The organism is Deltaproteobacteria bacterium (assembly GCA_016183235.1).
In the GTDB taxonomy this organism is placed as follows: domain Bacteria; phylum UBA10199; class UBA10199; order DSSB01; family JACPFA01; genus JACPFA01.
The window spans coordinates 17491-30411 of sequence record JACPFA010000037.1 but is presented as its reverse complement, the minus strand read 5'-3'; the positions used below and the strand labels follow the sequence as shown (position 1 = coordinate 30411).

14 protein-coding genes are annotated in these 12921 nt (G+C 44.5%); 11 read left to right on the top strand and 3 right to left on the bottom strand.

The annotated features are described in order from the left end of the window. Positions 1-164: 164 nt before the first annotated feature. Complete coding sequence (locus HYU97_09380; GenBank protein MBI2336953.1) at positions 165-797, bottom strand: lytic transglycosylase domain-containing protein; 633 nt, start codon at positions 795-797, stop codon at positions 165-167. A 302-nt stretch (positions 798-1099) separates the two neighbouring features. Between HYU97_09380 and HYU97_09375 the strand changes: the two genes are divergently transcribed. From HYU97_09375 to HYU97_09335, 9 genes are all read left to right on the top strand, one after another. Further along, on the top strand, positions 1100-1522 hold the full coding sequence (locus HYU97_09375; GenBank protein MBI2336952.1) for a YjbQ family protein: 423 nt from the start codon (positions 1100-1102) through the stop codon (positions 1520-1522). A gap of 3 nt (positions 1523-1525) precedes the next feature. Continuing rightward, positions 1526-3922, top strand: coding sequence for an HDIG domain-containing protein (locus HYU97_09370; protein ID MBI2336951.1), 2397 nt, complete (start codon positions 1526-1528; stop codon positions 3920-3922). 46 nt (positions 3923-3968) lie between these two features. Next, positions 3969-4343, top strand: coding sequence for an rRNA maturation RNase YbeY (ybeY, locus tag HYU97_09365; protein MBI2336950.1), 375 nt, complete (start codon positions 3969-3971; stop codon positions 4341-4343). Next, complete coding sequence (lnt, locus tag HYU97_09360; GenBank protein ID MBI2336949.1) at positions 4340-5971, top strand: apolipoprotein N-acyltransferase; 1632 nt, start codon at positions 4340-4342, stop codon at positions 5969-5971. Before ybeY ends, lnt begins: the two co-directional genes overlap by 4 nt. 154 nt (positions 5972-6125) lie before the next feature. Then, positions 6126-7133, top strand: a complete 1008-nt coding sequence (prfB, locus tag HYU97_09355; GenBank protein ID MBI2336948.1) for a peptide chain release factor 2 — start codon at positions 6126-6128, stop codon at positions 7131-7133. 157 nt (positions 7134-7290) lie between these two features. Beyond that, complete coding sequence (locus tag HYU97_09350; protein ID MBI2336947.1) at positions 7291-7572, top strand: ribbon-helix-helix protein, CopG family; 282 nt, start codon at positions 7291-7293, stop codon at positions 7570-7572. A gap of 10 nt (positions 7573-7582) precedes the next feature. Continuing rightward, positions 7583-7927: a type II toxin-antitoxin system PemK/MazF family toxin gene (locus HYU97_09345; protein ID MBI2336946.1), complete on the top strand. Its 345-nt coding sequence runs from the start codon at positions 7583-7585 to the stop codon at positions 7925-7927. A 366-nt stretch (positions 7928-8293) separates the two neighbouring features. Next, complete coding sequence (locus tag HYU97_09340) at positions 8294-8602, top strand: hypothetical protein (protein ID MBI2336945.1); 309 nt, start codon at positions 8294-8296, stop codon at positions 8600-8602. Further along, positions 8599-8703 carry a peptide chain release factor 2 domain protein gene (locus HYU97_09335; GenBank protein ID MBI2336944.1) on the top strand — a complete coding sequence of 35 codons (105 nt, stop codon included), beginning with the start codon at positions 8599-8601 and terminating at the stop codon, positions 8701-8703. The genes HYU97_09340 and HYU97_09335 overlap by 4 nt, the downstream gene beginning before the upstream one ends. Here the strand turns inward: HYU97_09335 and HYU97_09330 are convergent. After that, a complete protein-coding gene (locus HYU97_09330; GenBank protein ID MBI2336943.1) occupies positions 8682-9080 on the bottom strand; it encodes a PIN domain-containing protein in 399 nt (132 codons plus the stop codon). The two genes, HYU97_09335 and HYU97_09330, sit on opposite strands and share 22 nt — an antisense overlap. Further along, positions 9070-9276, bottom strand: a complete 207-nt coding sequence (locus tag HYU97_09325; protein MBI2336942.1) for a hypothetical protein — start codon at positions 9274-9276, stop codon at positions 9070-9072. Before HYU97_09325 ends, HYU97_09330 begins: the two co-directional genes overlap by 11 nt. 134 nt (positions 9277-9410) lie before the next feature. On the opposite strand from HYU97_09325, the gene HYU97_09320 reads away from it, so the two are divergent. Beyond that, positions 9411-10853 carry an FG-GAP repeat protein gene (locus HYU97_09320; GenBank protein ID MBI2336941.1) on the top strand — a complete coding sequence of 481 codons (1443 nt, stop codon included), beginning with the start codon at positions 9411-9413 and terminating at the stop codon, positions 10851-10853. A 372-nt stretch (positions 10854-11225) separates the two neighbouring features. Then, complete coding sequence (locus tag HYU97_09315; GenBank protein ID MBI2336940.1) at positions 11226-12866, top strand: hypothetical protein; 1641 nt, start codon at positions 11226-11228, stop codon at positions 12864-12866. The last annotated feature ends 55 nt before the right edge of the window (positions 12867-12921 follow it).

The window sequence follows — 12921 nt, the reverse complement described above, 5'->3', positions numbered from 1 at the left end:
ACGCGAATATGAGGTTGAAAAGTTCTCGAGGCTCCTTCAGTCCAAATCTCAATCCCTCTGGACGATCGCTTTAGCCTTGACCAAGAGGTCATCCATATGAGGGTCGGCGATGGAGCGCCGGGTCGAAAAAGCTAACTCAACGGCAAAGTCGCTTAACTCTCTTTTTAGGCGCGAATAAAATTACTCGCAAGGTTGGCGAAGGTGCGTTGATGGGTGAATTGGCGGGTGAAGCTTAAGACGTTAGGGACGTAGCCTTGGGTTTCTTTGAAGGGGGGGATGCCGCCGTGTTTCATCACGGCACCTGGGCCTGCGTTGTAGGCGGCTACGGCAAAGTCGAGCCGGCCAAATTTGTTGAGCATTTGTCGGATGTACTTGGCACCACCGAAGATGTTTTGCAAAGGGTCGTAGGGATTGGTGACACCCAAACCACGGGCAGTTTGAGGCATGAGTTGCATGAGACCCATGGCCCCACAATGCGAACGGGCAAAGGGTTTGCCGCCTGACTCTTGCACAATGAAGCCGGCAATGAGTTCCGGTGGTAGGTTGAATTGGCGAGAAGCCAGCCGGATATGATTCATGTAGGGTTTGACTTTGTCGAAGATGGTTTTCCCGGCGGGTTTGGGGCTGTAATGACTTCCCACCCCTAGCGGGAAGTTATAGCGGACAAAGCCGTTCATGAACGGACTATAGCGAGAGTTTTGGGTCCAAAACGTGGGACGAAAGGTTTGAGCAAAATAAACCGGTGGAGTTTTACCGCGCAAACCCGCACGTTGCGTGGATTGCACGGGAGAATTCATTAAATTTATAAAAGCCGTGGTGGCTCGATGGGTATTTTTGACGGATTGGGGGATGCGATCGGTGGGGGGGGTTGTCGTGTTTTTTGCTGTAATTACCATAAATTAGTACGTCCCTTGAGGTGGCTTATTGCGGTTTAAGCCGTCCTAAGATTTATTATCGGGAAGAGTCAATCGTGAAATTGCGAATTCTCCTTAAAATTTAAAGCCTTTGATCATAAAACGTCTTTCAATAATAACGCAACGCATCATGTTTTAGGCCATATTACTTGCCTCAAACAACACGCTTAAGTTATTATACGGCGGTGAATTTCCTGCAAAATTATTACCTTAATTCCACGGCGGGGGTTGATTTACTCATTGCAACTCATGAGGCCAAGCGGGCGATTCGAGATTCTGGGGCCAAAAATGGGCTCTTGACCGTGCTCGTGACGAATGGGAGTGCTGGAGTGGCCTTGTTGGAAAATGATGCAAAGTTAATGGAACAGTTTAAGGATCTGTTGGTGCGTTTGGTGCCCGAGCCTGAGAAAAAACCTGCTCGGCCCTCCCGACGGTCGGGGAGTGGCCACGATTTTGCTCACTTGCGGGCAGCTCTGGTGGGTTCGAATGTAAGTCTGCCAATTAAAGATTCCAAGCTCGTCATTGGGGCGTGGCTTGATGTGGTGGTGTTAGACTTTGACGACAAGATAGGTCGTCGGGAAATTACGATTCAAATTACGGGTGAATAAACCATGATTGATTACAAACTAGAAAAAAGTTTAAAAAAAGTTTTAGGTGGTTTTAGCCGGCAAGATTTTTCAAGCCTTACTCAATTTTTGCATTCTTCGTATATGGGGTGGTTTCTCTTTATTCTCATGGTTGCAGCCTTGTCGCTGACCCTCTCCTTTCATGTGAGTTATTTACCCTCCGACGTTAAATTAGGGCAAAAGGCACCCAAAGATATTAAGGCCGATCAAGCCTATTCCATTGTCGATGAACAAACCACGACAACCTATCGGCAAGAGGCTCTTGATAGCGTGTTAGCTACCTTTGATTATTATCCCAGTGTGGCAACGGAGCTAGAAATCAAGGTTGATCAAGCTTTTGTGGAACTACGCGATAAATTAAAAACGAGCCCTAACATCCCTGTTGCTGAATTAACCGAAAGTTTAACTCAAAGATTAGGGGTAAAACTTTCTGAAGAAGACGGAAAATTTTTATACAATCAAAGTTATAGCGAATTGTTGGAAGTGGCTGTGCTTAAAGTGTTGCGCCAAATGATGCTGGGCCTTATATCCTCTGATCAAGACATGATGGCTATGACGGAGGGTAAGGGGATTATCTTGAGAACGCTTGAAGTTGATAAAGAAGAAGGTGTCGAGCGGGTTAACGAAGAAAGAGTGGTCAAAGACCTTTCGATTTTAAAATCTTATGACGAAGTCATTAGCGGTCTAGAAAGTTTTGACACCGACCAATTTTCGTTAGGGCCACTGTTGCAAGCCCATGAGAAAAAAATTCTACATATTACAAGCCTTTTAATCAAGCCCAATGCCTTTTACAATGCTAAAGAAACCGAATACCAAAAAGCCCAAGCGGTTAAAAATGTGCCTGCGGTGACCATCAAGGTAGGGGCAGGGGAATATATCATTCGCAGTGGCGAATCTTTCACCCAACGGCACATCACGATTCTTGATGGGATCCAAAAACAGAAAAAACAAACCAGCTATCTTTTAAAATTTGTGGGTACAGTTTTATTTGTGGCCTTGCTTATTCTGATTATTTACACCTTTGCTTATCGTTTTATTCGTAAGTTTAAGCCCAGCCGGCAGGACCTGATTTTTTTGGGTTCTAATCTTTTTATTTTACTTATCACCGTGCGATTTTTTGCCTCGATGAGTGGGGCCATCAAAGAATTATTTCCAACCGACGTGCCCAGCCACATTTTATATTATGCCATTCCGATGGCAGGTTCGGTCATGCTGGTGCGCATACTCATCAATTCTGAGGTAGCCTTGGTATTTTCTGTTGCAGCTACTTCGCTCGCCGGTTTGTTTTTAGGCGGTGACCTAGGGTTACCTATTTACTTGCTCATGAGCAGCATTACGGCAGCCAGCAGCATTGCCTATGCTGACAAGCGAAGCTCAATTTTAAAGGCGGGCCTGGTTACCGGCGCTTTTAATTGTATTGTTATTTTTTCAATTAAGCTCATTCAATTTGCTTCGCCCACCGAGGCCTTGGGGGCCATGGATCTTTTTTACACCGTTGCCTTTGGTTTTATTGGTGGAATTATCAGTTCTTTCTATGTGATGGTGTTGAGCCCAGTGGCTGAAACCATTTTTGATTACACTTCTGACATCACGTTGCTAGAGTTGGGCAACAATAACCACCCCTTATTGCGAGAAATGATTCTCAAAGCCCCGGGGACTTATCATCACAGCCAACTCGTTTCGATCTTAGCGGAGGCTGCTGCGCGCGGGATTGGGGCTAACCCTTTGCTGTGCCGGGTGGGGGCTTATTTTCATGACATTGGTAAAATGAAAAAGGCGCCTTATTTTATTGAAAATCAACAAGGGGGTGAAAATCGTCATGACAAGCTTTCACCTTCCATGAGTGCGTTGGTGATTAGCTCGCATGTAAAAGAGGGTTTAGAATTGGCCAAACAATACAAATTGCCCCAACGCATTGCAGCCTTTATCCCTGAGCATCAAGGCACCAAGATCATGACTTATTTTTACAACAAGGCCAAAGAACAAGAAGACCCTAATTTGCATACGGTGAATGAAAAAGATTATCGTTACCCCGGCCCACGCCCGCAAACTCGAGAGTCTGGGATTATTTTGTTGGCCGATGGTGTGGAGGCAGCGGTGCGATCTTTGCCCGAAAAAACACCGGCCAAGGTGCAGGCCATGGTGCAAAAGATCGTTAATAAAAATTTTAGTGAAGAGCAGCTCGATGAATGTGAATTGACTTTAAAAGACTTACATCTCATTGGCGAAAGTTTTGTGAATGTGTTACTGGGGATTTATCATCAGCGGATTGAATATCCCGATATTCCAGAAGAAAAAAACGAGAAACCCAAGATTTCTTTGGTTAAAAATTTAAATGATAAAGAAGGGCCCCTTGCCGCCTCAAGTCATCCTAAGAGTTAAGAATCCTATTCCTTCCCTAAAATATTTAGAGCATTGCGCTGGTCTTTTGTTGCGACGGTTAAAGTTAGAAAAGGCGCACGTGAATATTGTCATCGTGGGTAAGAAAACAATTGCTAAACTCAACCATCGGTATCGAAAGAAAAATAAAGCCACCGACGTGCTTTCTTTCCCCATCGATACAAAAGCAACCAAGCAATTACCCTGGATGTTAGGAGAAATCTATATCTGCCGGGAGGTGGCCAAGCGGCAGGCGTTAGCCTTGGGGGTTCGCTTGGTTGACCAACTGGTGAGGTTGGTTGCCCATGGCATGGTGCATTTAAGCGGGCTTGATCATGAGCGATCGCTGCGTGAATTTAAATTGTTCCGCCAGAAAGAAAGCAAAATCCTAACTAAAATTTTACCAGCCTCGTTTCCTTTATGAAAATAACCTTAACCCTTTTAAGTGGTATTATCGCAGGCCTTAGTTTTCCTACCATGATTCAAGGTGTGGCCTTGCCGAACATGGCACCTTTAGCCTTTGTCGCTTGGGTGCCACTGTTTTGGGCTTTGCGAGGGGAGACGCCGAAAGGGTGCCTATTTTATGGCACGGCAAGTCAGACCGTCTTTTTTGCTACGTCGTTATTTTGGATTAATATTGCCCTTTATTCTTATGGCAATATGCCCTTATTTTTAAGTTTAATTTTGTCGTTGGGGCTTTGGGTAATTTTAGGATTTTATTTGGGCAGTATTTTTTGGCTCAGTCAAAAATTGGCCGAACATATTCATGTGTCGGTTAGTTTGGTTCGGCCTTTGGTGTGGGTGGGGGTTGAATTTTTGCGCAATTATTTTCCCTTTGGGGGATTCCCGTGGAATCAATTGGGTTATACTCAAGCTAACTTGCTTCATCTTGTGCAAATAGCCGATGTAGTAGGGGTGTATGGGATTACTTTTTTAATCGTGCTGGTTAATGAAGCTATTTTTCAACTTTGTTTGATAGTTCAAGGCAAAAAAACAGCGGCTGCCAAGTGGATCATGGTAAGTGCGCTAGCAGCCTTGGCCTTCACGCTGGGTTATGGGCATTTTCGTTTAAAACAACTTTCTCGTGAAAAAGCGCTTAGCACTTTGCAAGTGGGAACCGTACAGCCCAATATTCCCCAAGATGAAAAATGGGTCGAAGAAAAAGCCGATGAAGTTTTAGAAATTCTTAAAAATCTAACTGGCGTTTTAGAAAAGAAAGATGTGCAACTCATTCTTTGGCCTGAAGCAGCTTCACCTTATATTCTTGCCTACGACATGGAGGTGTTGCCCTTTGAATTGCCGATTGTGCGAGCAGAATTACTTTTGTCAGCGGTAACGCTTTCGATCCACGATTATGCGGTGGGCAAATTTGATCGCAATTTCAATTCGGTTTTGTTGGTCAATCGCCAAGGTAGAACTTTAGATTATTATCATAAAAATCATTTGGTGCCTTTTGGGGAATACATTCCTTTAAAATCAATTTTCTTTTTTGCGGATAAACTAGCGGGTGAAGGGGAGGACCTGTCGCCGGGTGATGCCCTCAAATCCATTAATTACCAAGGTTGGTTGTTGGCTACTTTGATTTGTTTTGAAGATCTTTTTCCAGAATTATCGCGTAAGTTGGTGGCGAATGGGGCCCATGTGCTGATTAATACGACCAACGATGCTTGGTATCAATATTCTTCAGCAGCCTTTCAGCATTTGGCTTTTTCGCAAATGCGCGCGGTTGAAACCAGGCGGGACGTGCTGCGCTCTACCAATACCGGGGTTAGTGCCCATATTGATTTCACCGGAAAGATTTTGTGGCAGAGCAAGTTGTATGAAACCAATGTTTACACCACAGCATTACCCATGCGAACGGGAAAAACGCTTTATGTGCAGTGGGGTGATGTGTTACCGTGGGGCTGCATTGTGATTCTAATTGTTGTCATTGCGAGCGGTGTCATCCCCGCGAAGGCGGGGACCCATGATAACGAGCGTGGCAATCCGATGCAAAGCATCGTCCTGAGCGATAGCGAAGGATCTCCTGCAAACGAGGAGATCCCTCGCTAAGCCTCGGGACGACCTTCGGTCGGATTGCTTCACCCTGCCGGGTTCGCAATGACAGAGAGAAAGGTTTTTATGTCCAAAGAATATTCTCAACGTTTAAGTGACGCTGCAGCTGAACTCGCCGTGATTCGGAGGGGTCTTTGACGTCGACAAAAAAATCACGCGTATTCAAGAACTCGATCGTTTAAGCGCCTCACCCGATTTTTGGAACGATTCTCAAAAAGCCAAACTTTTAACCCAAGAGCTAGACACTTGTAAGCAAACCGTGCAAACGGTTGAAGCGATTCAAGCCAGTTTAGAAGAGGGGAAGGTTTATCTAGAACTCATTCCAGAAGACCCCAATCTTGCCCTCGAGCTTGAGCAAAAGCTTGATCAAATCGAAAAAAAACTTGGCACTGCAAAATTGCAAGTCATGCTTAATAAACCCGAAGACCATCTAGGGGCGGTGGTTTCTATTCATGCGGGCGCCGGGGGAACGGAATCTTGTGATTGGGTGTCGATTTTGCTGCGCATGTATTTGCGTTGGTGTGCTGACCACGGTTACAAAACCGAAGTGACCGATTATACCGATGGCGATGGGGCAGGCTATCGCAGTGTGACTTTTACGGTAGAAGGTAAATATGCCTACGGGTATTTAAAGGCCGAAGTGGGCATTCATCGCCTGGTGCGTATTTCTCCTTTTGATGCTAACAAACGTCGCCATACTTCCTTTGCGGCCTTTGACGTGGATCCCTTGGTCGACGATACCATTGAAGTTGTCATCAATTCGGTTGATATTCGCATTGATACTTATCGCGCCGGTGGCAAGGGTGGTCAAAACGTGCAAAAAAATGATACCGCGGTGCGCATGACCCATATTCCCTCTGGCATTGTGGTGCAGTGCCAAAATGAGCGCAGCCAAGCCCAAAATAAACAGTCGGCCTACAAAATTTTGCGTTCTAGACTTTACGCCTTAGAAATAGAAAAACGCAATCTTGCTCGCGATGCCAAAGAGGCAACTAAATCGGATAATGCCTGGGGTTCACAAATCCGTTCTTATGTTTTGCAACCTTATCGTATGATTAAAGACCACCGCACCGATACCGAAATGGGCGATACCCAGCGGGTGCTCGATGGCGACCTAGACCCCTTTATTCAAGCCTATTTGCTTGGGCAAAAGGCTTGATTAAACAAGTTCATTCAAAAGACGCATGGCCGAGACAAGTTTTATTCCGTAAGGTTCCTGACGAGTGGTTTGAGCTATTTTACTGAATTGACTTATTAATTATAAGATATATAATAAGTAAAATATATGAACTAAAAATACCTCATAGGAGTCAAAGATGCATAATTCAATAAATAAGCGATTTTATAAGGAGAAAGTTACCCTCACCTTAGATTCTGCAGTGCTGAATAAGATTGATCGCTGGTCTAAAAAACTTGATACTAGGTCGCGTAGTGCTGCCATTGAACAATTATTGATAGAATCTTTGGCTGATAGAGAAAAACGTCTATTAGAAGAAGAAACTAAAAATTATTATTTAACCTGTTCTGAAGAGGAAAAAAGCGAGGCAAAAAATTGGGCAAAACTTTCTAGCCAGCAAGTCTCGAAACGGTTTTCATAAAAATAGTCTTATGCAAAATTTTCCTCAGCGCGGTGAAATTTATTTAGTTCGTATTCCCAATAAACCTAAAGATAGTAAAGAACGGCCAGCTCTGATTGTGTCGATGGACGTACGCAATCAATACGCTGATGATGTGATTGCCATTCCCTTAACCACCAACCTTCGTGCTGCCCCCACTCATATCAGAATAAAAAAGGGTTTAGGGGGGCTTAAACAGGATTCCATGGCCAAATGTGAGCAAATCACAACTTTGGATAAATCATTGCTCATCCGTGGTCCTTTTGCTGGGAAAATTTCAGAAAGCCTATTAAGTGATATATTGAAAGCTATTCTTAATGCTTTGGGGGCCTATTAACTCCCAACTTTGACACCAGATTTTCAAGATCACCCGTGCAACGCCAGTAAACTCTTTTCAGCCATTGGGCTTAAACCACCCACTAAAGTATCGAAAAATCGGAAGCCGCATACAAATTGCTCTATGATGAAATGGTGGATAAAATTAAAAGCACAGAGGGTAAAGACAGGGCTACTGTCAGAGAAGGATATTCTAAACCTCTCCAACGGGCACGCAGAGCAATCTGTGCCGCTTATGAAAAAGCATTATCTACAAATCGTTACCGGCAAAATACGGCCGCTATCTTGCGTGATTTTACCGATAACAGGGTTAAATTCATCTATGCCATTCAGTCGGATGGGACTTTACGCATGATTCAGGAATCTCTTGAACCAGGTGCCGAGCGGCCAACTCACAGCGAACTGGCTGGGGGGGGGAAACGTTTATGGTGCGGGAGAAATATACATCGAGGATGGGCAAGTAACCGTGGTCAACAATGGTTCTGGTCATTACAGGCCAAGTGCGAATGACTCCCTGCAATACGTCAAAAACGTTCTTATTGCTGATGGATTTGAAGTAGCGGCAGATGCCGAATTACAACACGTAAGACTTCCGTTTGTTCCCTTTGATGATTTCGATGTTCAGATAGCTCCTCAAACGATTGTTACGGTGGATGTCAAGGGGCCTCTAAAATGATTAAAGACCACCGCACCGATACGGAGATGGGTGATACCCAACGGGTGCTCGATGGCGACCTAGACCCCTTTATTCATGCTTATTTGCTTGGGGCAAAGTAGCGAAGACTAATGGGGATTATTTTAGCAATATGAGTAAAATGTTTGTTTTGGGTAATGAGTGTCCTACGATTTTCAAGGGTACAAAGTGCAATGTAAAGATCGATCAGCGGGGGATGATGGCCTTTTTTAGCTATTTTAAAACCCAGTTCTGCCACCTTTGCCCAGTCGGTTTTTAGCCAACGAAAATTTTGAAATGCAGCGAAAAGAATTTGAAAGTCTTGCTTTGTTCGAACGCCACGTAAGACCTCTGCTACAATGACATCGACCAAACATACCTGATTCTTTTCAATAAAGGGCTTTATTTGTCCAGTTACGTTGGGAGATTGCCGCTCTAGTTCAATCCAGATCGAAGAATCCAGAATATATTTATCTTTCATGTTGTCTGAGTTTTAAGGGATTAAAGCCTTTTTGGAAGGAAACCTGTTGTAGGGTATCAATAATTTGGCGCTGACGAGCTTCTTTTAAAAAATAGACCAACGCCTTTTGCACTGCTTTTTGACCAGTGGTTTCTTGAGTGTATTTCTTTAACTCTTCAATGGATTCTGTGGGAATTTTAATATTGGCGACACCCATAAATCATATTTCCCTTTCTTCGAAAGATTAAGTAATTAGGTGTAATTTGTCAATATAGATTTACACCAACCAATCGGGATTGCTTGCCTTAGAGAATTGCATTATAATCTCCGTTGAGGGTTAAGGGGGCATTTGTGAGGGGTTTCAGGCTATTCTTATTTTGTTTAACCGGTCTCTTGATAGGGGTTGGGCTTGGGTCTTTAGATGCCCAAAATTCCACGCCTATAAAAGATTTTGTTTTTCAATCTAAATTGTCGGTTGAAGATGGTGCAGCATACGATACCTTTGGTTTTGAGATTGCAATAAATCAAAACCAGCTATGGGTGGGCGCGCCAAGATTAGGGCAGGGTGAAGCGGGGCTTGGTAGCGTGTATGTTTTTTCTTATCAAGACGGGGCTTGGGTTAAAACTCAGAAGTTAGTGGCTATGGATGGAGAGGCCAGTGATTATTTTGGGGATTCAATTTTTATTCATGAAAACATAGCGCTCGTGGGTGCGCCTAAGGCCAAAATAGGCGGGGCAGCGGATCAAGGTGCGGTTTATGTTTTTACTTATCAGCAAGGTGCCTGGTCACAGACTCAAAAATTAATTGCGTTGGATGGTGCAGCGGGGGACCGACTGGGGAATTTTGTTTTTACTGATGGTCATACGATCATGATTGGATCCCCTTTAGCGGATGTGGGGGGCAATACCGATCAGGGTGCTGTTTATGTTTTTGCTTACCAACAAGGTGCCTGGTCACAAACCCAAAAACTAACTGTTTTGGATGGTGCGGCTGGGGATCAATTGGGTAGTTCGGTTAAAATTCATTCTAAAACGGCGCTGATCAGTGCCTTTACGGCCGATGTTGAAGGGCGAGTGGATCGGGGCGCAACTTATGTGTTCAATGAAAATAATGGGATGTGGGTGCAATCTCAAAAACTGGTAGCGGTGGACGGGTTGGACGGAGATCGCTTTGGTCGGGTTATGCAATGGGATGGTACTACTGCTTTGCTGAGTGCTTATTTTGCTGACGTGGGGGGCAATAAAAAACAAGGAGCGGTTTATTTATTCACGTATCAAAATGGAAATTGGGTTCAAACCCAAAGGCTTGTTGCCGTCGATGGAGCAGCTGGTGATTTGTTTGGAGTGCGGGCGATGATGAAAGATAATCTTATTTTGGTGAGTGCTCCGTTTGCCGATATGAATAGCAATGTTAATCAAGGTGCGGTGTATGTTTATTCTAATCAAACAGGCATCTGGGCTCAAATGCAGAAAATAACCGCATCCGATGGGAATTATAATGATCGCTTTGGAGGTGGGCTTGCTTTGGAAGGATTCAACTTGTTGGTAGGTGCGTATTTTGCCGATATTAATGGCCATCAAGACCAAGGGGCGGTTTATAGTATGGTAATGCCTGTGACGCAAACCCCTGTATTGGATCCTATCGGTGGTGGGGAGGATAAACCTCCGGCTGGATCGGGGGAAACGGGTGGGACTGGTGGGATAAAAGGTAAAAGCGCTGATTCTAAAGAACAGGTTGATGAACCTCCGACTAGTTTTCAGGGGTCCGTCGGTTGTGCGTTGCGAGTCAAATAATTTGCAAATCATTGCACCTAAAAAGAGGGCGAGGTGACTTTGCAGTTGAGTTAGCTTTGTCGACCCGCGCTCCATCGCCGACCCTAATGGGGCTGGCCGGCATGGAATCCTTCCGGTATAACCGGCTTTCCATACCGGCCAGCCCGCATTGGGGGCCCCGGCGCTTCCGCGATGGGTCGACAAAGCTAACTCAACTGCAAAGTCACCTCGCCCTCTTTTTATATAACTGTCATTCTGAACCATGTCATCCTCGCGAAGGCGGGGACCCATGATGGCGAAAGAATCTTCCATATTAAATTTGGAGCAAGTTTTTTAGACACCCCGAGTAAACACTTGAAGTTGAAAGGTGGGTTGGGTATAGCTCTGGACCTTATGCGAAAGAAGTTTTTGGCGAGCGGTTTATTTTTTATTCTCTTTATTTTATCTGCAAAATCATATGCCGAAACGGTTGGGGTGTATCGCTTTGTTTATTCTGGGCCGGCGGGGTTTGAATATCTGGCGGTGATGGCGAGCGATACGTTTATTGGGTCTTTAAGTAAAACATCAAAGAATAGTATTAAAGTTATTGATCAATCAGTGAATCCAGACAAGCTTAATCATAAATTGTTGAGTAAAGAAAAAGTGGACCTGTTGGTGGCCGGGAGGCTCAACTGGTTGGGGGACCAGGGTACTTTGTATGTGACTTGGATAAGAGGTTCGGGGGAAAAGGGAGTGCAATACCTGAGTTTGCCTAAGCTTGGCCAATTGACAGCCCTTACCGAAAAATTTGCTAGCCAGGTGATAAACCCGATTTTTACTATTGAGTTAGACAAAAACGTTATTATTGCTCACCAAAAAGAAAAGACCCCTCCTAAAATTGTAAGAGTTCCAGAAAATTCGAAGCCTATCCCTGAGGCAGCTCAAGTTAAACAAGAAAAAGTTGCTAGTGTGTCGGTGTTGCCGCCCGAAGAAAAGCCTAAGAAAGTTGCCAAGCAAAAATTGCAAGCGCCTAGTGTCGATGCAATTCGTGATTACCAATTTATTTCGCAGCGCCTGCCTTTTGAAGTGCGTTCGATGGAAGTGGCTGATCTTAACGGTGATGGAAAATCTGAAATTATTTTGTCGGCGGATGGGCTGATTAAATTTTATCAACGTGGTGCCAAAGAACTGACTGAACTTGCAACCTGGAGGGGTTCAAAATACGACCGAGTGATCCATGTTTCAGCCTTTCAGCTTGCAGGGCATGCAAGCCCTGTGTTGGCGGTGAGTAATATTTGGGATAATCGGGCAAAATCTTTTTTGCTTACCTTGGAGGGCAATGCACCAAAAGTATTGGTTGATGATATCCCTTATTTGATTCGGCCTATTACCTATGAAGGTTCTACCATCTTAGCTGCCGAGACTTATTCATCCGATGAAAAAGTGCGGCATCAACTTTACGAATTGAAAATTGAGGGTTCAAAGACAACGCCAGCGCGTAAATTAAATTTTCCCTATGAAGTGGGGCTTTTTGGATTTGAATGGTATGAAATGGGTAACGGTGGTGAAAAAGAATTATTATATCTTACCCCGGCGGGATACTTGAAATTATTTTATCGCAACGGCGACCATTACAAAAGACGAGCGACTTCGGCCGAGAAGTTAGGGGGTTCGTTTAACGAAATTGAAACTAAGTTAACCAATGCCCTCAACGAAGTCGTCAGTAGTCGATTCACAGTGTCTTTGGGGCTACAGGTTTTACCAGCGGCTCAGCCCGGCGAAGCCGATGAAGTGCTGTTGGCTAATAACGGTGCTTATTTGCGGGGCAGCATTGGGCAAGGTTTTTTGCTCAAGAGCGCCAAATTGGTGAAACTCAAGTGGACGGAATTGGGATTTTCAGAAACGTGGGAGACGCGAAAAATTGAAGGTGGATTTGCGGAATATATTCCTCTTAAAACAAAAAATGGAATTGAAATATTAACCGCAGCCAGGCTAAGGGACAGGGGTTTTATGAGTCCGACCATGGTGAATGAATCCGTGGTATTAATTTACTAAAAGGGGACCTCTAAAAAGGGCCCATCTGCGGCGTTGCCCACAAAGCCGCGATCCT